This window comes from Alteromonas sp. ABV4_515, assembly GCF_056160345.1.
The window spans coordinates 708,468-730,939 of record NZ_JBSWWZ010000001.1; the positions used below are offsets into that span (position 1 = coordinate 708,468).

At 44.8% G+C, this 22,472-nt stretch carries 14 protein-coding genes; 2 read left to right on the plus strand and 12 right to left on the minus strand.

Annotation, left to right across the window (positions count from 1 at the left end; translation table 11 throughout):
- Nucleotides 1-3: 3 nt before the first annotated feature.
- The 4 genes from ACXAGX_RS03005 to ACXAGX_RS03020 form a co-directional block, all read right to left on the minus strand.
- The gene (locus tag ACXAGX_RS03005) at nt 4-909 is read right to left on the minus strand and encodes an SMP-30/gluconolactonase/LRE family protein (RefSeq protein WP_474818783.1); all 906 of its coding nucleotides are present in this window, start codon (nt 907-909) and stop codon (nt 4-6) included.
- A gap of 47 nt (nt 910-956) precedes the next feature.
- Complete coding sequence (locus ACXAGX_RS03010; protein ID WP_474818782.1) at nt 957-1,664, minus strand: TSUP family transporter; 708 nt, start codon at nt 1,662-1,664, stop codon at nt 957-959.
- Nucleotides 1,665-1,780: 116 nt separating this feature from the next.
- Nucleotides 1,781-2,560 carry an SDR family NAD(P)-dependent oxidoreductase gene (locus ACXAGX_RS03015; RefSeq protein WP_474836505.1) on the minus strand — a complete coding sequence of 260 codons (780 nt, stop codon included), beginning with the start codon at nt 2,558-2,560 and terminating at the stop codon, nt 1,781-1,783.
- A gap of 42 nt (nt 2,561-2,602) precedes the next feature.
- The gene (locus ACXAGX_RS03020) at nt 2,603-3,322 is read right to left on the minus strand and encodes a FadR/GntR family transcriptional regulator (RefSeq protein ID WP_474818780.1); all 720 of its coding nucleotides are present in this window, start codon (nt 3,320-3,322) and stop codon (nt 2,603-2,605) included.
- Between the two features lie 244 nt (nt 3,323-3,566).
- Here ACXAGX_RS03020 and ACXAGX_RS03025 point away from each other — a divergent pair, with 244 nt between their 5' ends.
- On the plus strand, nt 3,567-5,195 hold the full coding sequence (locus ACXAGX_RS03025; protein ID WP_474818779.1) for a sodium:solute symporter: 1,629 nt from the start codon (nt 3,567-3,569) through the stop codon (nt 5,193-5,195).
- Nucleotides 5,196-5,276: 81 nt separating this feature from the next.
- On the opposite strand, the gene ACXAGX_RS03030 is transcribed toward ACXAGX_RS03025, so the two are convergent.
- Entirely contained in the window at nt 5,277-6,299 is a 1,023-nt protein-coding gene (locus ACXAGX_RS03030) for a glycoside hydrolase family 43 protein (RefSeq protein ID WP_474818778.1), read from the minus strand.
- Between the two features lie 115 nt (nt 6,300-6,414).
- Here ACXAGX_RS03030 and ACXAGX_RS03035 point away from each other — a divergent pair, with 115 nt between their 5' ends.
- A complete protein-coding gene (locus tag ACXAGX_RS03035; protein ID WP_474836507.1) occupies nt 6,415-7,440 on the plus strand; it encodes a family 43 glycosylhydrolase in 1,026 nt (341 codons plus the stop codon).
- A gap of 35 nt (nt 7,441-7,475) precedes the next feature.
- On the opposite strand, the gene ACXAGX_RS03040 is transcribed toward ACXAGX_RS03035, so the two are convergent.
- The 7 genes from ACXAGX_RS03040 to ACXAGX_RS03070 form a co-directional block, all read right to left on the minus strand.
- Entirely contained in the window at nt 7,476-7,913 is a 438-nt protein-coding gene (locus ACXAGX_RS03040; RefSeq protein ID WP_474836509.1) for an FKBP-type peptidyl-prolyl cis-trans isomerase, read from the minus strand.
- 72 nt (nt 7,914-7,985) lie between these two features.
- Nucleotides 7,986-10,448 (minus strand): beta-L-arabinofuranosidase domain-containing protein, encoded by a 2,463-nt coding sequence (locus ACXAGX_RS03045; RefSeq protein WP_474836511.1) that lies wholly within the window; start codon nt 10,446-10,448, stop codon nt 7,986-7,988.
- Between the two features lie 8 nt (nt 10,449-10,456).
- Entirely contained in the window at nt 10,457-11,398 is a 942-nt protein-coding gene (locus ACXAGX_RS03050; RefSeq protein WP_474836815.1) for a glycoside hydrolase family 43 protein, read from the minus strand.
- Entirely contained in the window at nt 11,398-12,819 is a 1,422-nt protein-coding gene (locus ACXAGX_RS03055) for an MFS transporter (protein WP_474818774.1), read from the minus strand. The genes ACXAGX_RS03050 and ACXAGX_RS03055 overlap by 1 nt, the downstream gene beginning before the upstream one ends.
- 205 nt (nt 12,820-13,024) lie before the next feature.
- Nucleotides 13,025-15,694 carry a TonB-dependent receptor gene (locus ACXAGX_RS03060; RefSeq protein ID WP_474818773.1) on the minus strand — a complete coding sequence of 890 codons (2,670 nt, stop codon included), beginning with the start codon at nt 15,692-15,694 and terminating at the stop codon, nt 13,025-13,027.
- Nucleotides 15,695-16,132: 438 nt separating this feature from the next.
- Nucleotides 16,133-18,931 carry a TonB-dependent receptor gene (locus ACXAGX_RS03065; protein ID WP_474818772.1) on the minus strand — a complete coding sequence of 933 codons (2,799 nt, stop codon included), beginning with the start codon at nt 18,929-18,931 and terminating at the stop codon, nt 16,133-16,135.
- Nucleotides 18,932-19,504: 573 nt separating this feature from the next.
- The gene (locus ACXAGX_RS03070; protein WP_474836513.1) at nt 19,505-22,426 is read right to left on the minus strand and encodes a TonB-dependent receptor; all 2,922 of its coding nucleotides are present in this window, start codon (nt 22,424-22,426) and stop codon (nt 19,505-19,507) included.
- Between the last annotated feature and the right edge of the window lie 46 nt (nt 22,427-22,472).

Here is a 22,472-nt window from a genome sequence, read left to right on the forward strand (position 1 = left end):
TTGTTAGTCAGATAGCGTTGCCGGTGTTTCCACCACACCGGTTGCTTCTACTGAATAGATGAAAAGATTCCCACTTTCAGGGTAAAGGGCAAGCTGCTCATTAGTTAAGTCTCTTGATGCACTAGTAACGGCTATATGCCTTCTGGTCGGCCCCACAAATGCGACAGATGTTGTCAGTGGCGCGGGTGTAGACAATTTTGCAATTAGTTCGCCTTCGGGAGTAAATCTGAATACGCCTTTACCATCCCATCCAGCTATCCAGAGATGATCGTCAGCATCAACGGTAACACCGTCTGGCCAACCAAAGCATTCACCAAATCGTATAAACACTTCAGGAGAGTGATATTCGCCTGCAGCTGAAAGGAAGAGACGGTAAATACACTTTTCGGCCGATGACACGGCGTACATATACTTTCCGCATGTACTGAAAGCAGGACCATTAGAAACCGTAAAATCACGTTGTATGATCCTCGGCTCCTTTGACACCACTAGTTGGTAAATATTCCCTTTCGCTTCCTTCTCTTCATCATCCATTGTGCCGAAGAAGATTCGTCCTGAACGGTCTGCTTTAGCATCATTCAGGCGTACTCGCTCCGCGAAATCTTTATTCACCCAAAGCGTTTTCTGTCTGCAGAAATTGTCGTCAAGAAGGCAAATTTCATTCTCAAAACCGCCTACAAAACCACCATGTTCAAAAGGAATCAGCCAGCAAAGGCGCGAAGATACGCCATAGGTTCTGTGGAATTTAGTATCCCAATCGAGAGTGTGGATGACTCTGCCTTCAATATCATTCCAAATGACTTGCTGCCGATCATCGCTATAAAAAACACTTTCTCCTAGCACACATTGACATTTCACAGTATGTACAAGAGTGAATTGCTCCATGTTCGTATTAGAACCTTGCTGCATAATGAGCACCATTTTGAGAAAGATCGAACGTCATATTAACGCGTAGATTAACCGTGGAAAAGAATAAGTAGCAGCCCCGATAATGCTGCAATAAATAAAATGAGCAGCCTAATAAGCTTTTCATTTAATTGCCGGTTAAAGATAAATGAAATTGCCCAGCCCAGAATAAGCGCGGGTACACATTTAAGGAACAACTGTAAATCGTCATGACCGGCTTTGCCATTCCACCACAACACACTGATGCCGAAGAAGTTAATATAAACAAAGAAGATACTAAGATTCGCTTTGATAGTGTCTGCATCTTTAGATTGATACAAAAGACCCATTGGGGCCCCGCCCGCCGATGTAGTTGTTCCCATAAAGCCCGATGCCATAGCAGCAACGAGATTAGAAATCACTGATACTTTCGGCATGATACCTATAAAGGAAAGCGCTACAGCAAGTAAAATAGATACACCGAACAGCAACTGATATTGATGGCTGTCGATGAACGACAGTACACTACCGGCGATAAGAACACCCGCAGTACCGCCAAGAATTGAAAACCCCGTCATCTTTAAATCTATTTCACCTCGATGTTTTACTGAAAGTAGTGATGTTAATAGCAGAGCGTTGAGAATCATTGGACCAGGAACCAGTTCAGGCATTAGAAAATAGAGTAAGGGCGCAGACAACAGGCCAAGGCCAAATCCGATCACGCTTTGTAAGCAGGAGCCAATAATTAAAATAACGTAAACGAGGACAAACTCAGACAAAGCAGCTAACAACCTTCAACAATTAACGAAATAGATACAATATTTTCACTTTTAATATTATATTACTTTTTATTGTAAATATGAATTTTCGTCAACCTTCTTTTTAAATACTTATATCAGGTCCAGCCAGCGTCTACGGTAAGTGTCTGTGCTGTCATCATTCTGCTTTCGTCTGCGGCCAGAAAAAGCGCAGCATCAGCAATATGTGTAGGGCGAAGAGTGTCGTGCAAACATTGTTCTTTTTTTACTTCTTCAACAATATCCGGATTGGCCCAGTGGCTCATCTGACGTTCAGTCATTACCCAACCAGGGATGAGTGTATTTACTCTAATATTATCGCCACCAAGTGCTCCGGCGAGGCTCCGACTCAATCCCTCAATTGCCGCTTTCGCGGTAGTGTAAGCAGGCATACAGCTTTGTTTCATACGCCAACTTGCTGACCCCATATTGATAATAGAGCCACCGCCACGCACTTTCATCTGCGGGGCTACGCTTTGCGCAGCAAAAAATGATGGACGAAGGTTAACCGCAAAGCGGTCATCCCAATATTCTACTGTCAAATTTTCCACCGAATGTCGAGTATCATCTGCAGCATTATTGATTAACACAGCAATGTTCCCGACATCATCAGCCACATCTGAAAGTATTGATGTAAGGAGCGCAATATTGCGAATATCACACTGATAAAACATCACATCGTAGCGATGCCTGCCTTTTAGCTCAGTTACCAGTGACTCACTTTGCTCAACGGCCATGTCGACAAAGATAACTCGTGCATTCTGTGCTGCAAACTTTCGTACCAGCACCTCTCCAATACCAGTACCACCACCGGTAATGAAGACAATTTTGTCTGACAAACTGGGATATACGGCTTGTAGATCGGACGATTGATTCATTGCCATCCTGGAAGCTTAAACTCGAAAAGATTTAAAGGGCATTTACGCACTTTGAGATTGTGCAATTTCTGATTCAATGAAGGCCATGGCTTCATCAATAAGATAGGCCATCATGTTCTTAGCGCGTTCAGGCTCCCCGGCTAGAATAGCGGCATACACTTTTTCATGCTCCTCAACAATGGTGCTTTTGTTACCCTTTGCTGGCGTTGTGTGTTGAATACTGACATTGAGGGCAGTAATGATGAACTCTCTAAGCTGAAAGAAAAAGCGGTTGCCAGATGCAGACAAGATTGCCGTGTGAAATGCAAGGTCGGCTTCATGCAGACTGCCTTCTTTTTGATCTACGGCTTTTCGCATGTCCAGCAGTGCATCGTTAATTCTGCTTATTGCTTCTTTATCACCATTTCGGGCAGCAAGGGCAGCGGCTTGAGGTTCAATTGCCATTCGCATCTGCAGAAACTCTTTAAGCACATAGAGAGAAGGACTACTATCCAGCAACCAGCGCAGAACGCTGGTATCGTAAAGATTCCAATTAGAAGAAGATTCGACACGAATTCCCTGCCGGGGCCGAGATGAAATAAGTCCTTTGGCAGCGAGCATTTTTACCGCCTCACGCACTGCAGTACGACTAATACCATATTCCTCGCAAAGCTGAGCTTCAGTAGGTAAGCCAGTATTGGTATTGTACGATCCACAGATGATAGCTTTGCCAAGCTCATTCGTTACCCGTTGAGACAAATTAAGGTTTTCAATGCGCGCCATGGTGATTCCTTCGTAGTCAGAAACCCTATAATACTACGATAATATTAGCTAGTCATTGTTACCGGCTCAGACTTCGAAATCGGTCGCTGAAATAGTGCAATTACGTTAGAAATTTCAGATATCAAATTAAATAGCCGTAAACTTAACCTACTTTTTACAAGTTCTTCCCATTCGATTAATTATCATATAATATTTCTATATCTCAAAATTATCCTGTTTAACAGGGAAGTCATATGGATTCAAAATGGTAGAACTTAGCACTCTTGACTGGCTCGTTCTTGCTGGTTTTCTTGTACTGCTTTTGGCCGTCGTTATCTTTTCTATGCGCCAGAAAGAAGAGGATACTGCGGACTATTTCCTCGCTGGTCGTAATGCTAGCTGGCTTGTTATCGGGGCATCAATTTTCGCTTCAAACATTGGTTCAGAACACTTGGTTGGTCTTTCTGGGTCTGGAGCTCAGTCAGGCATGGCACTGGCACACTGGGAACTTCAGTCCTGGATCATAATCCTGCTTGGTTGGATATTTGTTCCCTTCTACTGGAGCAGTAAGGTTTATACCATGCCAGAATTTCTGGAGCGCCGGTTTAATGCCTCCTCCAGAACTTTTCTGTCAGTCATTTCTCTAGTCAGTTATGTACTTACTAAAGTTGCAGTTACTGTTTATGCTGGCGGTATCGCATTCAAAACAATACTTGGCATTGAAAGTATATGGGGCATTGATTTCTTCTGGATATCGGCTCTGGGACTGGTCATCATTACCGGCATTTACACTGTACTGGGCGGCATGAAAGCCATTATGTGGACTTCTGTGCTGCAAACACCCGTTTTAATTATTGGCTCAGTGGTCATTCTGTGGGTTGGCCTTGATAAAGTGGGAGGCTGGGAAGAAGTAGAGCGCCTCAATGCTGAACAAATGCACCTTATTCGGTCCGCTTCGGATCCCGATTTCCCATGGCCAGGTATTATTTTCGGGTCTTTTATTATTGGTTTTTGGTACTGGTGTACTGATCAGTATATTGTGCAACGTGTTCTTTCAGCAAAAGGCATCAAGGAAGCTCGAAGAGGAACGATGTTCGCCGGCTACCTGAAACTATTACCTGTATTTATTTTCCTGGTACCGGGCATGATTGCATATGCCCTAAACGCGAAAGGCATCATTTCCTACGAAAGTGCTGATCAAGCGTTTCCTACGCTGGTTTCTGAATTGCTGCCGGCAGGAGTAAAAGGTATTGTTATCGGCGGCCTGGTGGCTGCCCTGATGAGTTCCCTGGCTTCACTATTTAATTCTTCGGCTACGCTGTTCACAATCGATTTCTATAAAAAGTTCAAGCCAGAATCCAGTGAAAAGCATCTCCTTCGGGTTGGTCGCATCGCTACGATTGTTATTGTATTTCTCGGTATTCTATGGATTCCTGTTATGCGTCTAATTGCAGATGTTCTGTATGAATATTTACAGAGTGTTCAATCACTCATAGCACCAGGTATCGCTGCAGTATTCTTGCTTGGTTTATGTAGCACGAGGGTAACGCCAACAGCTGGTTTTGTCGGCCTTGTATCGGGCTTTGTACTGGGTATGATTCGTCTAGCAATGCTACCTTTCCGAGATAACCTGGCAGGGAGTCCATTTGAATGGATTGTCACTATGAACTGGCTATATTTCTGTATTCTGCTGTTTGTGATAGTTGTGGGGATTATTATTGTAACGAGTATCTTTACAAAGCCAGCAAGTAAAGAAAAATTAGCCGGACTGACTTTCTCTACTCTTGATAAAGGCACTTACCGTGAGGTTATCAACAATATTGATAAGTGGGATTATATTCACACAGCCGGTATTCTTGGTATCACTGCGTTTATTTACATTCGATTCTGGTGATCGTAAACGGATAACATGTAAAACACATATAAAGCCCCGGCATATACCGGGGCTTTTTTTCTCTTCGCCAAATTCATGCCGCTAGTCTGCAATAGACTCGCCAAATATTGGAAAGCCTTTGTCATTCCAACGCAGTACTCGAGCCCTGGCATGCCGATTAGGGTCTGTCAGCGGCGTGCCTCTAAGCGTCTCGTAGTCCCTGCTATGGTAAATCATCAAATCGGTAGTACCGTCTTCAGCTTTTACGAAGCTATTGTGGCCAGGGCCAAAACGTCCAACCTCCGGATTGGTGGTAAACACAGGTTCGGCCATCTTGTGCCAACTGCCAGGACTGAGTAAATCGGCATCGGCATCTGCCCACAATAATCCCATGGCATAACGGTGGTCGGTGGCGCTGGCTGAATAAGTCATAAATACTTTTCCCTGATGCGAAATAACCGATGCGCCCTCGTTCACTTTATATCCCTGCACTTCCCAATCAAGTGAGGGTTCTGATAACAATGTGGCTGGCAGCTTGAGTGTGGTTGGTGAAAGCATTTCTGCAATCCATAATGCTGAGTTGTAAGAGCGCGCTCTGTCTTGTTGTGCCCAAACATAATATCGCTTGTTATTGTGTTCAAATGTGGTGCCATCAAGGGCGAAAGTATCCCAGCCACTTTCTATTTTTCCAGCTTCCAGCCACTCTCCTTTCATTGGGTCGTCATTGGTATTTTTTAGTGCATACATTCGGATGCTAAATGGTTTATCTGCATCACCAGCTGCAAAATAGATGTACCAGTCTCCCTCTATTTTGTGCAACTCTGGTGCCCAAATATTTGCGCTCATTTCTCCTTTTTCCCGCTTTTTCCAGATTACTTCTGGCTTCGCCAGTTTAAGGTCATTGAGCCGGCAAGCCTGCCTCAATTCAATCTCATCAAAATCAGGCGAGGTGCCAATAAAGGTATAACAGCCGGTATCCGGGTGTCTCACTAGCATAGGGTCCGCGCGTTGCAGTACGATAGGATTATCTATTGGTGGCGCAGGTAACTGAATTTCGGATGAGGCATTAATTGAAAAACAGGTAAACATGAAACCTGCAAGTAAAGATGGTTTGCACCCTGACATAGCATTTCCTTAAATTAAGACGATAAGTTGAAAACCAATTATTAATATTGTATTACATATTTAACATGATACCTGATAAACTTCCTATACCAAATTCAGTTATTGGGGAAATGATATGCCAAATGGATTAAAAAAAATCGGCTGGTCTTCAGCAATCCTATTGTTAACAGGTTGCAGTGATGTCAGCGCTAAACAGGTCGAGGTTCACGATCCGGTGATGACAAAAGAAGGTGATACTTTCTATGTATTTAGTACTGGCCCGGGCATCACCTACTACGAGTCTGATGACATGGAAAACTGGAAACTCACCGGACGGGTTTTCCCTGATGAGCCCAGTTGGGCAGCGCGGGTCGCCCCAGGGTTTAACGGCCACTTGTGGGCCCCTGATGTTTACCAGAAAAACGGTAAATTTTACCTTTACTACTCAGTTTCAGCGTTTGGAAAAAATACCTCAGGAATAGGTGTCACCGTCAATGAAACTCTTGATCCCGATGCCGAAAACTACCGCTGGGTTGATCATGGTATTGTGATTGAGTCGGTGCCAAACCGGGATTTCTGGAACGCGATAGATCCTGCGATTGTAGAAGATGATTATGGCACCCCCTGGATGAGTTTCGGTTCCTTTTGGGGCGGCCTGAAGCTGGTAAAACTGGATGATGACATGGTCAGATTGGCAGAGCCTCAGGAGTGGTACACTATTGCCAAACGCCCTGGACGAGATACTAATGACGATTCAGATCCTGGCGAAGGTGCTATTGAAGCCCCCTATATCTTCAAGAAGAATGGTTTTTATTATTTATTCGTATCTTTCGATAAATGCTGCCGCGGCATGGATAGCACGTACAATATTCGCGTTGGTCGCAGTAAACAGGTCGAAGGGCCTTACTTGGACAAAAGTGGCAAGCCGTTAAATGATGGTGGCGGCACGCTTGTATTAGAAGGGAATGAAGACTGGGTTGCACTTGGACACAACGCTGCTTATACCTTTGACGGTAAAGATTATCTTGTATTTCACGCTTATGAAACTGCAGATAACGCTAAACAGAAACTGAGAATTCTGCCCATTCAATGGAATGAAAACTGGCCAGAGGTTGATCCGGAAGATCTTAACATCCGCACTACCACACTCAGCAAAGACTAACAGACTCACCTGCCTGCCGTACTTTTGCAGGCAGGTTATTCTGCCTCAAATTCAATTAGTCGCACATCTACGATCATCACGGCATTAGGACCAATTTTACCGCCATTTCCCTTTTTACCCCATGCCAGTGCGGGAGGGATAACAAACTCATATCGTGCACCTTTTGGTAAAAGCTGAAAGCCTTCTTTTAGCCCTTCTATCGCTTCGGCCAAATGGAAATTTTCGGGTGGCCCCTTCTTGTAGGTATCATCAACTACGCTACCATCAGCGAGCAGAATGCGTTGGTGTACTTTTACAACCTGATTCAGGTCCGGACACGGATTGACGGCATCTTCAATAACACGGTACATCAGTCCCGAACCCGTACTGATAACTCCCTCTCTATGGGCATAGCGCTCAAGAAAAGCGGCAGTCTGATTTCGGTTTTGCCCGGCAGATCCTTTGCTTTGCTTTTTCTGTTTATTTTTAGCCATTGATTAACCACAACACGAAACGAAAAACGCCGCGACTGACAAGCCAGACGCGGCGTATAATATTATAATATTCTATTCAGAAACTAAACGTATCCCGTAGAGCCCACCAGCAACAGAATCAGCATTAGCTACAAACTTCACTCGCAACAATTCGCTACTCTGCAATGAGTCTGGCAGCGGATAATCTACTGTGTAAAACTCACTGTCGGCCCCCTTTACCGGTAGACTAATTTCAGCCAAAACCTTGTCGTTCACGTAAACTGTAAATTCGCGATCCACGTCACCTTTAAAATAGGTTAGCCGCAGCATAGTGGCCTTTTGTTGAGGGTTCTTAAGATCATACCCAAACCAACCAGTGGCATCCCGCCAGTGATGACCATTATTAACACCTGCACGTGTTTTCTCACCACTGAAATTGTGCTCAACTTCCGGCTGTTGCTCGCCCGGGTTAATAGAGTCAACCGTGATTCTGCGTAACGCTTCGGCTTTCGTAGCTTCAGCCTTGGCATTCGCGACAAAGCGTTTAAAACCGTCTTTACTTAACTGCGGCATATACACCTCATAGCGACTATCATGCAGCCGGAAAAACGGAATAAATTTTAGGTTGTCTAATTCAGGCTGATTAGCGATCGCTACATTTTCTCTGGTGATAAAAGCCAGTTTCGTGTCTTCACTACGCTCAAGCCCCGCCAGAAAAGTTTCCGGGTCACCTAACATAACTGGTAACGCTTCTGGCGGGCACACCTGACCTGAAGCTATATGACCCATCCTACTGTCGTCTGCAACAAAACTAAGTTGTTCGTTTGCAAATGCCTGTACCTTGGTCGCCATTACTACTGGCCCGTAGAGTAGAGAGTAATAATCCTGGCTGTCTGGAAGTTGCTCAACGTACGGTGCTGCAGGTAATGAAAAGGTAACTTTATCGCCATCCTGCCATTCGCGCTCTAAAGTGAGAAACTGATTCTGCTCTTTATAATCTGCCACCATGCCGTTAACATTTATCTGCATCTCTGCAGATAACCAGCGTGGCTTGCGAAGATGCAGGGAAAACGTCGCGGCACGACCATCAGTATTCAGTGTAAGAGTCACTGCATTGTCGTCCGGGAAGAGCGTGTCAAGAGAAGCGGTCCAGCCCTTTTCCTGCCAATTTAATCGTGAAGGCACATAAAGATTCACCCATAGCTCGTCCCCCTTATGAGTGTATGCCAACTCACCATATTTACTATGGTTTTCGATACCCGATCCTACACAGCACCACATTGAATCCTGAACAGAAGAATACTTGCGATAGTGACCCGGGCGCATTGGTGTAAAGTACACCAGGCCACCATGATCAGGGTGCTGTGAAGACAGAATATGGTTGTACATAGCGCGCTCATAGAATGCCAGATAGCGTTCTTCACCAGTATGAAGGTACAACATTTTACTTAACTTCATCATATTGTAGGTGTTGCAGGTTTCAGGGCCTTCAACATCTTCAATCATGGGAGTAAAGTCAGACTTATCGTGAAAGTGTTCTCGTACACTGTTGCCACCAATACTGACACTACGCTCTCGAGAAACGGTGGCCCAGAAAAACGCTGCCGCCTGCTCCCAGGCGTCTTTGTCTGCAATTTCTGCAACTTTCAGAAATCCAATTACTTTTGGAATTTGCGTATTCGCGTGCAACCCGGTTAGCTTATCTTCGCGTCTTTCCAAAGGCTTTAATACGGAAAGATGAGAAAACTGTCGCGCCAACTCTAGGTACCGCGGATCATCACTGATTTGCGCCATATCAGCAAACACTTCATTTAACCCACCATGCTCTGAATAAAGCATGTCCTGTATCTGTTCGTCGGTCAGATTTTCGGTAACTTCCAGCATCCATTCACCCAGCGAAAGCAACATCGTTTTCGCCTTTTCGATGCCGGCTACCTGATAGACATCTCGCAGCCCGTGAAATATCTTATCAATGTTGTAAAGCGGCACCCAGCGTTCGTTAAGGCTGAACAAATCGGCTTTAATCTTACCCGCCTTTATCTCCTCCCACATTGCCTTACCGTTTGGGATCCCTCCCAGATATCCGCCAGTCGCGGCTTGCGCCCGAGACAGTTCACTGATCATGTAGTCCAGACGCTGCTTGATTTCTTGAGAGCCAGTAGCCGCCCATGCCAGGCTTAGTGCAGAGAGGTAATGCCCACCGATGTGTCCGTCCAAACCTGAACTCTCCCAATTGCCGTAGTTGTCAGCTTTGGGCTCAAGGCCGGCCTCACGGAGATAAGGCGCTAGTAAGCGGTCGGGATCCATTGCCATCAGATATTTTATGTTGGTCTGCTGGGCGTGAAGAAACGGCCCATCAGTAATCTGCACTTGTGCGATAGCAAAATCCATCTGTTGCTGCCATGACTCATGGCCGACATTGTCCGTTACGGCTTGCTTGGAAGAAGTAAGCTGACCAGAGGAAGTTTGCGTCGAGGAGTCGCATCCTGTAAGAAATGCTACAGAAATGAAGGCGCACACTAATGGGCGCCTGAATACTGAAAATGAATTGGCCATAGTCATCCTTACGGCTGTCCTGGCTTCCCAAACACCGGCATGCCATTCTCGTCCCACTTCACCATTTTCACGAAAGTATGGCGATCGGGATTCCACAATGGGTCTCCCTCAATTTCAGTATACTGGCGGCAATGATAGACCAGTACATCTTCGCCATCTTCTGTTTTTGTAAAGCTGTTATGGCCCGGTCCAAACATAGTCACGGACTCATCAGTCTGGAATACGGGGTCCTGCACTTTCGTCCAGCTCGCCGGATCTAGCAGGTCAGCGTTCTCATTAGCGTAAATGAGACCCATGCAATAATTTTCATCTGTGGCACTGGCTGAATAGGTCACAAAAATCTTACCGTTCTTTTTCAAAACTGCAGGACCTTCGTTCACCCAGAATCCCCGAATTTCCCATTCCAATTCAGGCTTAGTCAACAGAACAGGTTCGCCGGATATTGTTGTTGGTGAAGACATCGGCGCGATGTAGAGATTAGAATTACCTTTAATGCCTGGGCCTTTTTGCGCCCACAAGTAATAGAGCTGATCTTTATGATAAAACGTTGTCGCGTCCAGGCAGAAAGTATCGATACCTGTGTCAATCTGTCCACAAAATGACCACTCTCCTGTTACTGCATTATCGTCCAGGCAGGAAATAGCATACATACGGTGCTGAAACAGATCGTCTTTAATTTCACGACTTGGGGCGGCAGCAAAATAGACATACCATGCGCCATCGTTAAAATGAATTTCAGGAGCCCAGATTAGATCTGAGTAGGGACCAGTCTCCGGCTTTGTCCACACCATACGCGTTTCAGCCTCTGCCAACGCCTCTAAAGTGCGAGCACGGCGCAGCTCAATGCCTTCGTAAGACGGTACCGATGCAACGAAATAATAATAGCCATCAGTATGTTTATAAATAAACGGATCTGCGCGCTGAGGGATCAGCGGTGTATTTGAATTCATCATGACTGGACTCCTCTTGTCATGTTTTGGTTATTGCTAAGGTGCTCTTCGTTATTACTGTGGCTTTCACCAGGCGCTTTATATTCTGCGTCAAGCGTTAATACCAAACGCTGATATTCTGCGTCAGTGATGCGATAGCGATTCATCAGCCAGCCAACGAGAAAATGAAATACTCCGGGAATAATGGTTAGCATCAATGCCAGTCCGGTAAGAGTAAACTCGCTTTGCACTTGCTCAGGAGCATAATCGAACCATGCCAACAACCAGCCGACCATCGCGCCAGCGAAGCCCATACCAGCTTTCTGGCAGAATGAAATACCGCCAAACGAGAGGCCCGCAACTCGCTTGCCTGATTTACTTTGGCCATAATCGACAGCTTCAGCGATTGCTGACCAAAATATAGGGGCATGAAGATCTACAACGAAGGAGATCAGGAAGTAGAAGATAAAAGCAGGCACTACATCACCCTGTCCCACTGTGACGTACATGGCTACACTAAGTAATCCTACTGCCATTTGACTAAAGCGGAACAACTTAACCTTGCAATAGCGTTTAGTAATCCAGGTTGAGGCTATCATCGCCAAAATAGCAGCCACGACACCAGTAGCCATGAAATTAGCTTGCATGTCAGCGCCACCACCAAGGTAATATTTGGCATAAAAAATAGCCACTGAGCCTCGAACTACGTAACCAACAGTACCAAGGACACATACCCCACACAGAATTAACCATTGATCATTCTTCATCAGCAACCTGAACTGTTCCTTAAACGGCTTTTCGTCAACGCTGTGTTCCAGGCGCTCGGTTGTTGTGAAAAAGCAAAATAGAAACATTATCACGGCCAGCACTGCCATTAGCCCCATAGCCACGCGGTAGCCTTCCGCCAGATTCCCTTCCCACATATCAGCACCGGCTAGTTTTGGCACAATAATCGTAACCAAGAAAGCAGCAATTTTAGCGAAGAATAATCGGTAGCCATTGGCAGATAGCTTTTCTTTAGGATCTGCCGTCATCACACCAATAAGCGAGATGTAGGGAATCGTTACCGCAGTAAACATCAGTGTCACAAAAATGTAAGTGGAATAAGCCCATACCAGCTTTGCATTGTAGTCAACATCCGGTGTACTGAATGTCAGAAAGACTGAGATCCCAAAAGGAATGGAAAGAAACAGAAAATACGGTCGGTATCGCCCCCACCGACTGGTGTATTTGTCTGTAATAGTGCCCATAAGTGGGTCGCTAACCGCATCCAGAAAGCGCACTAAGAGAAACATTAACGCCATGTCTGATGGCTTTAAGCCGTAGATATCGGTATAGAAGAAGGTAATGATGAGCATCATGGAGGAAATAACAACATTCACTGCCATGTCGCCTGCACCGAAACCGATTTTCTCGATTTTTGATAATTTCTGGGAAGTCATTAAGCGTTTCCGGATTGCAAATCAAATGTTAATACGACAAATATACTATTATCATACCAATTAAGTTACAACCTTTATTCTGCTTTTATGTAGTGCGGGAATTCTATCAGGGCATTACTATTGAAAACGGGATGATTTACTTAGTAAATCATCCCGCTGTAGAGATTACAATATCATGGATTTAACATTTTAAGTTACAGGGAAATCACATTCTGTAGCGGACACCCACCGCAAACGTTCGGTCGCGAATGTAGGTGTCGCGCGGATAAAGCCTTGCATCATCCGCAGAACCACCGCCAAAATAGTCATTTGCAACATCGTCGGTAAGGTTTGTGCCATCGAAGCTTACTGTTAGTCTCTCGTTAACGTCGTAATTAATGGAAAAATCAAGCGAACTGATAGGGTCATGTACCACTGAACTTCCTGGTTGATCGCCCACCTCATTAAAGCTTCCATACCACTCACTTCGCCAGTTATAAGCCAGACGCATATTGAGACCATCACGCTCATACATCAAGATTGCGTTATATGAGCGGTCAGAAACATTCGGCAATGGCTCCATAACCCCGTCCGCATTTTCGGCTTCATGGTCCATGAACGTAGCATTCAACTGTACGCCGAGACCGTCCAGGATATCCGGAAGGTTTTCAAAAAACTGTGTATAAGCTAATTCAACGCCCTCAAGGGAGCCTGCGCCAGAATTGACAGGTCGAGTTATAGCAAAATCACGGCCATCAACAACTTCTTCATTGGCAACGTATTTCACATATCCATCGATGTCGCGGTAAAAAATTGTCCCGGTAAGAGAACTGGCTTCACCAAAATACCATTCTGCAGCCAGGTCATAGTTTTGAGACTCTACAGCACTTAGTTCAGGGTTACCGCCATTACCATATCCAATTGAGCCGGTTTCCGTAGGCAGGAAGTACGAAGCGCTAGGATTTAGATCTGCGAAGTTAGGTCGTTTAATCGTTTTACCGTAAGCTGCACGCAAATACACTTCGTCGGTCATCTGCAAGCGCATATTTACCGCAGGTAAAACTTCTGTAGCACTCGTATCAACGGTGACAGGCGAAACCACGCCATCTGTGATGCTATTACCGTTTAATTCGGATTCTAGACGAACAACTCGGACGCCGGCCTGCCCATCAAGAATCATGTCATTGAATTCTTGAGTGAAATTAGCTTGCGCGTAAATAGCATAATTTTTTTCGGTATTATCATAATAGCGAGCCGGAAGAAATTCTGGTTCTTCGCGGGAATACCCCATTGCTTCGCGAATGTCTGCACGGTTTTCCATAATATAACTAGCGCTGGGAGTAAGCCATTGAGTATTATTCAAGCTGGTTACGTCACTCATATAACCGGATGGAGAGTAATCCTCCATTCCTGGAAATTCCGTTAGTGAAATATTTCGGCCCGAAATGTTACCGCGCCCTGCCGTATCAGCTTCCTGATTAAATGCCGAGCGTTCGTTGACTCTCAATCCCATATCGACAGAATGAATCCACGAATCTAATCCGATGTTTGCATCAAGCGTCCAATCTATAGCATCTCCTTCCTGGTGACCCCGAGAATCGAAGTAGGTCCATAAGTTATACTGACTTAAATCAGTCATATCGTAAGGTTGACCATTGGCATCCAAAATCTGAACATCTGAAATACCAGCACCATTTTTATCAAAATCATAAATAATAGTGTCTGCAAAGAAGGCCAGATCCAGAATGAATCCACGGCTATTAGCTTCTGTATCGGTATAGGCAAGATCGGATTCAATAGTCACATTATCGAAATACCATTTGCCTCCTAGAGCGAATTGATAGGTATCTGACTCGTTGAAGAAAGACTGATTACTGGTAATTGTGCCTGGTGCATCCGGACGCACTACCGACTGTGCTACATTCGAGCCTTCTTTATACGACTCAACATAACCATTGCCCCAACCTCCCCAACTGGGTAATGGCACCCAAAAATTAAGCTGACTATTCTGCTCATAGTTCACGCCGAATATATCGATATAGTAAGAACTGTTTGCGTTCGGTTCCCATTGGAAAGAAGCATTAAATGAATCCCGGACTCTGTCACCGTAACGGAAATATCCGCCAATTACGTTAGGTGCCATGGCTGGTTCTCCGGCCACATTCAGTGGCGCAGAATTAGAATTATTCACAACTGAGTCTGGCAATATGAAAGGCGCAGTAACGAAATTCACCTGATCCTGAAAATCACGATCCTGATGTGAAACACTCAGCATCGCGCCAAATTTACCACTTCCATTTTCCCAATTATTATTAATTGTGACACTGCCAACGGGATTCCACGAAGCTGCTTCATCACTGTATTCATAGCGTAGATTCCCCGCTGCTGAGAAGCCATCGTCAAAGTCGAAAGGGCGTCTTAGCTGAATATCAATACTGCCTGCGATGCCACCTTCGATATCAGCCGCACTGATAGATTTTTTAACGTCGACAGAATACACCAAGTCTGCTGGAATATCGGCCAGTGAGATCGAGCGGCCCGTGGTAGTAAATATATTGCGTCCACTCATGGTAGTCACTATATCTGGTAACCCACGTATCAGTACCTGATTAACCTCGCCGTTGGTTCTTGCTACCTGTACACCCGTGACTCGCTGCAGTGCAGCCGCCACACTATTATCCGGTAGTTTCCCGATATCCTGAGCCACAATAACGTCTGAAACATTTGTGGCACTCATTTTCATTGTCTGGGCGGAATTAAGACTGGCTTTAACACCGCGGACATCAATAACTTCAATATCGTCGTCACTGTTGTCACTACCATTATCCTGTGCCTGCAAAGGCTGTGCGGTCAGTGCGAATAATACGGCTGAAGCAAGTTGGCCACGCTTAAACATAGAAATTCTCCGGGTATGTCCTGTGCACGATTCACTATATATTCCTGCATAGTGGTCTGGTGCTTTATCAAATGTGTGTTTCGGCGCAGTTTTTATGCCGATGAATGATTTAAAAACAGCCTAGATAGTATTGTATGATAATAATATAGTCAACATTGCATTAACAATACTTTAGTATAAGCTAAGAAATCAGGAGAAATGAAAATATACATAACTTTCAAGCAGTTAATTGCAATTTGAAACGATATTTTGATTTGTGCTTACAAAGATAGCTCAAAACATATTGCGTCTAGCATCCATTCATTAAGATTATGTAAACGAATACAACGTAGTGTTTGAAGTTTTGTTGATGGGGGTCGTGAAAAAAGAGAAATCAAATCATTATTAAAAAATAAGCGACCCCTAACAGTCGCTTATTTAAATTGTTGCACTTCAATATCAAATCTTGAAGCGTGCTCCTAATGCGAACGTACGACTATATAAGGAGCTGCCAAAATTATGGGTATCAGGATACTGATAGTAACTTTGGTAGATCTCTTCGGTCAGGTTTGTTGCGTCGAATGTCACAGTGAAGTTTTCAGTTACATCGTAGGTCAGCTGAAAGTCCATTGAACGTTCAGGTTTGCGATACACTCCTAAAGGATTAGCAAATAAACGCGCTTCGTAATTATTCAGGAAGTCATCCCGCCATACGTATGACAGCCTCATGCTTAGCTTACTATTGTCGTAAACAAGTACAGCTGAATAAGAACTATCTGATACACCAAAGATTGGTTGGTTGCTGTACCCATTGAGCTCACCGGTTTCACGATCAAAAATGGGAATATCCTGGCTGGAATCAAGCAAAGTATAACTCGCCTGAACACCCAGTCCGTCTAATAAACCTGGTAAATAATCCGGGAAGTATATTGCTCCGAACTCCCAACCATCCAATTTACCATTTGAAGTATTATCCGGCAGGCTAACAATATAGGTGTATGGCTCATCATCTGTTGGTCCCTGATAGTCTTGTGCAACGACAGAATCGTAAACAAAACCTTCGATGTCACGGGTGAAATAAGTCGCATACAGAGAGCTCTCCGGCGCAAAATACCACTCTAATGAAAAGTCGATATTAGTGGACTCGACAGGCTTAAGATTCGGATTACCACCTGTCGCTGTGCCATAACCAATGTCAGTAACATCAGGGAAGTATCTGACGTACGAATTAAGTTGCGACATTTCCGGCCGGCGAATTGTTTCGGTGTACGCAGCACGTAACATGACATCTTCAGCCAGTTCATAACGCAGTACTAAGCTTGGCAAGAGTGTGTTATCACTTCGCTCAGCGAAGCTCTGCGGAGGAAGACTGCTATCTTCAGTAAAGAAGGTCATGTCTGCATCATTCATTTCATAACGGAGACCAAATTGTCCGTCTAAAACGCGCCCAGCAATTTCAGTATTGAAATCTACCTGCCCGTAAAGAGAAATAGTTGTTTCCTCAATATCGAAGTTATAGAAAACTTCAGGGTTTGTCGGCAGTTCGGCTAATTCGCGATACTGTTCACGATTATTGAATGCGTAATAACCATCTGCAGAAACCCATGATGAAGGAAAGTTAGCATTACCGTCAAAGAAGTTACTATTTGTGTACTGCAAATTCTCATCATAATCGGTGAGCAACCCGCCTATTGCAGAACCTACATAATCGTAAGCCCCTTCTTTGGCAGTTCTGCGGTCGATAAAGCTTCCGAAACTGACTTTCGTAAAGATGTCGCTATCAAGGAGGTACTCACCGTCTAGTGTCCAAGTAATCGCATCACCTTCTGACGCCGAAGCGTTATCGTAAGCCTCACCGACAGAGTAAAGAGATGCATCTGCAGGATCTGTTTCCGGGTATTCCAATGATGGGATTCCGCTACCGTCATTAACGTCCATGAAAACGCGAGGCTGCACCGTTGTGCCACGAAGCGCAAAAAACTCTGTCGTATATTCGGATGTTTGATAGTAGACCTCAGACTCGATTTTTAGAAAATCCGTAATCTGCCATTCACCACCTAGAGCGAAAAGGTAAGTATCTGTCTTTGCTTTCGACACGTCGCCAGACGTAAAGTTAAAAGCCTCATTCACATATCTGGATTGGATAATGTTTGTGCCGTCGATAAGCGTGACCGGATCATTCGGATCTACGTTACCCCACCAGTCTACAAATTGGAAAAATAACGAGTTAAAAGATTCCTGTTCATAACCGTTATAAAACGCTTCGAACGTATAGGTGGAATCGCTATTTGGCGCATATTGCAAGGAAAGATTAACGGCTGGACGTTCACGCTTGCCGGTAAAATCGGATGCAAATATCGCATCGCGGCTCAAATAATACTCAGCGTCAGTACCGTTCAGATTAAGTGTTGAACCGGGAGCAAAAGACAGTCCGGCATCCAGTCCGGGAGACCAGCATTCAGGCGAACATTCTGCAGGGTAAATACGTTGAAGAGGACCATATTCTGTGCCGCCTAACATCGTACCTGAAGGTGAAGAGGTTGTGAAAGGTAACATTGCACCAGCCGTGATGCTTTGGTCTCTGAAATTAGTGCGGGTGTATGCAACGTTTAACAACGCACCCAATTCCCCTTTATCACCCACATCCCAACGGTCAGATGCCAACATACTAATTTGTGGATCAGTTTTGTCAGCTTGTTCCTGATGAACAGCACGACCTGCAAATACAAATGTTTTATCGTCAAAATTAAACGGTCTTTGTGTTTCTACATCAATCTGGCCGGCAATACCGCTACCTATTTGCGATGCTGAACGCGTTTTATAAACACTGACATTACGCAACAAAGCTGCCGGAATATCGGCGAGAGCAACCATTCGGCCAGAAGCTGTAAACACGTTGCGGCCATTCACTGTCGTTGTAACATCGTTCAGGCCGCGTATCGTTACAGTATTGACTTCCCCAGCGCCACGGTCGGTAACCTGAACACCCGTTACACGCTGTAATGCTTCAACTACGTTGTTATCCGGAAACTTACCAATATCTTCAGCCACAATAGCATCGACAATTTGAACGTTATTTCTTTTGATATTTATCGCTTTACTTAAACTGGCCCGAACACCTGAAACTTCAATTACTTCAACGTCATCAGATTGGTTACCAGTATCATTTGATGTATTGGACGGTGCTGTCTGCGCAATTGCAGCATTGCATGACAGTGCAAATAAAACAGCACTGGCAAGGTGTGTTCGGTTAAACATTTAGTTAAGTACTCCGGTTGAGATGTCGCTAAAATGGTCCGCGATATCCAAAAAAAAGACACATTACTGAGGCAATCAGCACGTCGGGTAGCAGTTCTGGCAGACCATTTTCCCTGTTAAAGATTTGTTACCCCCTTTTGATACTATTGTATGATATATTTTCTGTCAACAGGATTAATTTAACGAATTATAAACATGCAGCGCTAGACTGCTTAAATTCGATTATCTGGTTTGCATTATGCGTATGCACCAAGAAATTTGGCTTTTTTTCAGTGTAATAGCGATGATCTATCGCAAAGATTCGGGAAATTTTATGCTTGACTTGTTGCTTTATTTCAAAAGATTATCCGCCAATTTACTTCATTTTTACCGGTATTTCGGCAGAACCCCTTCAATTAAATACTACAATAGTACATTCCGTATAAAATGAATGCTTTGCAGGCCTCGTATCCTTACTATGGTATTCAAATGAACTTCCGGAGTACGAAACTATGTTCAAGAAATGTAATAAAATTTCAGATTAAAAAAGCCCGGTTTGACCGGGCTTCAGTAAAACTGTGAAAAAAACTGATATTAAAGTTGATACCTCATTCCCAGTGCATAAGTGCGACTGTAAATCCCACTCGAGAAGTTATAAATATCAGGATATTGATAATATGCCTGAAATACCTCGTCAGTAAGATTGGTAGCATCGAATGTCAGCACCAGGTTATCGTTCACATTGTACGAAAGCTGGAAATCTAAGCTTTGTTCCGGAGCACGATAGCGCGCCAATGGGTTCGCAAAGATAGCCGCTTCGTTATCGTATCGGAAGGCATCCCGCCATACGTAGGACAAACGAGTACTGAATTTTTCCCTTTCGTACGCCAGAACAACACTTAATGATTCGTCAGAGACACCAAACATTTCTACCGTTTCATAGTCAATAGGATCTGGGTTGGTCGGATCTTCTAAGTCGAAAATTGGCAAATCCTGAGACGAATCTAATGTTGTATAGCTAGCCTGAATACCTGCTCCTTGTAGCCATGCAGGCAGATCATCCGGGAAATAGACCAGGCCAAGCTCCATACCCTCTAAGCTGCCGTTCGCTGAATTAGCCGGTTGGGTAAGAATATGCAGCAACTCGCCAATTTCTTCACCATTTTCATCAGTGTCGTCCGGGTAATCGTAATACACCTCAGAGCGGGAATTTACCACAAGGCCGTCGATGTCACGTTTAAACCAGGTAGCATAAATAGCGTTGCCCTCGCCAAAATAGTATTCCAGCGAAATATCCAGGTTTGTTGAGATGACCGGCGCAAGTGCAGGGTTGCCTGATGAAGCCGTTCCCGTACCAACTGAAGTCACACCTTTGGTGTACGTGGTATAAGGGTTAAGTGACCCAAAGTCCGGACGACGCATTGTTTCTGTGTATGAGAAACGAAGCATGTAGTCATCCCAAAAATTATAGCGGGCGAGGAATGTCGGAAGCACTTCGCTACTTTCATTCTCACCGCTGTCCTGCTCAACAATCTGATTAACGGTGTCTACACGAACAAAGCTATAAGGCGTGCTGGCATCGGTATAACGCACCCCGATGGCGCCATCGAGGAAACCGCCAGGAACATCGTATTCATATTTCGCCTGCACATATAAATCGAGTGTAGTTTCGTCGGCTTCAAATGTAGGCCGTAAGATCAGCGATGCGCCACCGGTTAAGTAATCATCTACAGGCTGACCGTTTTCATCGGTAAAACCGTAAAGCTCCCTAAAGTAATCTACGTTATCAACCATGTAGTCAACATTCCCAATCAACCAGCCATCAGGAAACTCTGCCCGGCCATCAAAGAAGTTTTCGGTTCTGTCGAGAAATTCTTCTGGCATATCTGTCATCGGAATATCATATTGATTAACGATCACATTTGCTGCGCGACTTTCGTTACTTAACTCTCGTTTTTCATACAGCAAACCAAAATCTACCTCCATTATTCCAGCGAAATCAGTAAGCCACTCTGCATCCACATACAGCGCATTCGACGTACCTTCATCGCGAGAACCATTGTCCCACGCAGGCCCCATCGAATATAAACGCGGGTCGTAAAGGTCAGATTCATCTATTTCGCCGGTCGCAGGGTTATCATGGAAGGTTAAGCCGGCAATTCCCTCACCGGTGTTGAAGTCGGCAGTCATTGCGTAGTAATCGTGCAACAGTCGAACCGCAAAAAAGTCTGAGGTGAACACGCTCTTTTGCGACACTATTTCTGCAGATAGTGTGAATTCTTCGGTAAGAGACCATTCTCCACCGAAAGCAAACATCAGGGTGTCTGTTTGGCGTTCATCAACGTCCGTACTGTTAAAGTCAGTCTCCCATACACCATAGCGGGGGTCACCATCATAGACAGTGCGCTCTTTCACGATATTTGTACCCTCATAAAAGACAATATCGTCATTGAAATTTACGTTATAAGCAGAATCGGGATAGGCAAAAAACAGACTGTTTCTTACCCGCTCACGATAGCCGTTATAGAACACCTCGAACACATAACTTGAGTAATCGTCAGGCGCCCACTGAAACGACAGATTCAGCGCAGGTCGCTCCCGTTTACCGGATAAATCGGAGGCAAAAATAGCATCTCTGGACAAGATATAATCATTTTCGTAGCCATTGGTATTCAGGGTAGAGCCACTGGCAAACGGCAGCCCGTTTTCTAAGCCCGGATCCCAATAAGCCGAATTGATTCGCTCGTAAGCAGGGAACTCACCACTATTCCCAAACCGGTCTAGTCCCTCTCCTTCAGGACTTGCGGTAAAATACGGAAACACGGCACCAGCGGTAATACCCTGGTCACGCCAGTTTGTGCGTGCATAAGCTACATTAACCAGCGCTCCAAATTTACCGTAATCAGTATCCCAGTTGTTGCTAAGCATCACACTCAGGTTCGGATCAACGGTACCTTCCTGATCAGAGTATATTCCGCGTCCCGCAAAGGCGAACTTACTCCCTTCGAAATTGAAGGGGCGGTTGGTTATTACATCAACCTGACCGGCAATACCGCTAGGCACTTTGTCTGCCGAGCGCGCTTTGTACACATCAACCCGGTGAATCAGCGAAGCCGGTGTATCAGCCATCGTATAAAAGCGGCCTGTGGAGATATACATTTGTCGCCCGTTCACTGTAGTAGTGATATCGGTTAAGCCGCGAATTGACAACGTACCTACTTCACCCCGATCCCGGTTAGTTACCTGTACGCCGGGTACTCGCTGTAATGCCTCTATTACATTGTTGTCAGGAAACTTACCGATATCTTCGGCAACGATTGAATCGACTACTTCAATTTTTTCCCGCTTAATATCTAGGCTTTTTGCCAGTGATCCGCGAATACCGGAGACCTGAATGACTTCTACAGCATCCTCTTCACTATTTTCTGTTTGTTCATTTTGCTGTGCAATAGCAGCAGGGGTGAGCGTCATTAAAGATGCAGCCACGGCTGTGCTTAAAAAAGTGGGTTTAAACATGGTTTTCTCCCGGATTCTCTGTACCCTTTTTTCGGGTCTTATCTTG

Excerpts from the sequence above, each read along its gene's own strand:
- ACXAGX_RS03005 (WP_474818783.1), bottom strand. The coding sequence starts at position 909 with ATGCAGCAAGGTTCTAATACGAACATGGAGCAATTCACTCTTGTACAT.
- ACXAGX_RS03015 (WP_474836505.1), bottom strand. The coding sequence starts at position 2,560 with ATGAATCAATCGTCCGATCTACAAGCCGTATATCCCAGTTTGTCAGAC.
- ACXAGX_RS03020 (WP_474818780.1), bottom strand. The coding sequence starts at position 3,322 with ATGGCGCGCATTGAAAACCTTAATTTGTCTCAACGGGTAACGAATGAG.
- ACXAGX_RS03025 (WP_474818779.1), top strand. The coding sequence starts at position 3,567 with ATGGTAGAACTTAGCACTCTTGACTGGCTCGTTCTTGCTGGTTTTCTT.
- ACXAGX_RS03030 (WP_474818778.1), bottom strand. The coding sequence starts at position 6,299 with ATGTCAGGGTGCAAACCATCTTTACTTGCAGGTTTCATGTTTACCTGT.
- ACXAGX_RS03035 (WP_474836507.1), top strand. The coding sequence starts at position 6,415 with ATGCCAAATGGATTAAAAAAAATCGGCTGGTCTTCAGCAATCCTATTG.
- ACXAGX_RS03040 (WP_474836509.1), bottom strand. The coding sequence starts at position 7,913 with ATGGCTAAAAATAAACAGAAAAAGCAAAGCAAAGGATCTGCCGGGCAA.
- ACXAGX_RS03045 (WP_474836511.1), bottom strand. The coding sequence starts at position 10,448 with ATGGCCAATTCATTTTCAGTATTCAGGCGCCCATTAGTGTGCGCCTTC.
- ACXAGX_RS03050 (WP_474836815.1), bottom strand. The coding sequence starts at position 11,398 with ATGAATTCAAATACACCGCTGATCCCTCAGCGCGCAGATCCGTTTATT.
- ACXAGX_RS03055 (WP_474818774.1), bottom strand. The coding sequence starts at position 12,819 with ATGACTTCCCAGAAATTATCAAAAATCGAGAAAATCGGTTTCGGTGCA.
- ACXAGX_RS03060 (WP_474818773.1), bottom strand. The coding sequence starts at position 15,694 with ATGTTTAAGCGTGGCCAACTTGCTTCAGCCGTATTATTCGCACTGACC.
- ACXAGX_RS03065 (WP_474818772.1), bottom strand. The coding sequence starts at position 18,931 with ATGTTTAACCGAACACACCTTGCCAGTGCTGTTTTATTTGCACTGTCA.
- ACXAGX_RS03070 (WP_474836513.1), bottom strand. The coding sequence starts at position 22,426 with ATGTTTAAACCCACTTTTTTAAGCACAGCCGTGGCTGCATCTTTAATG.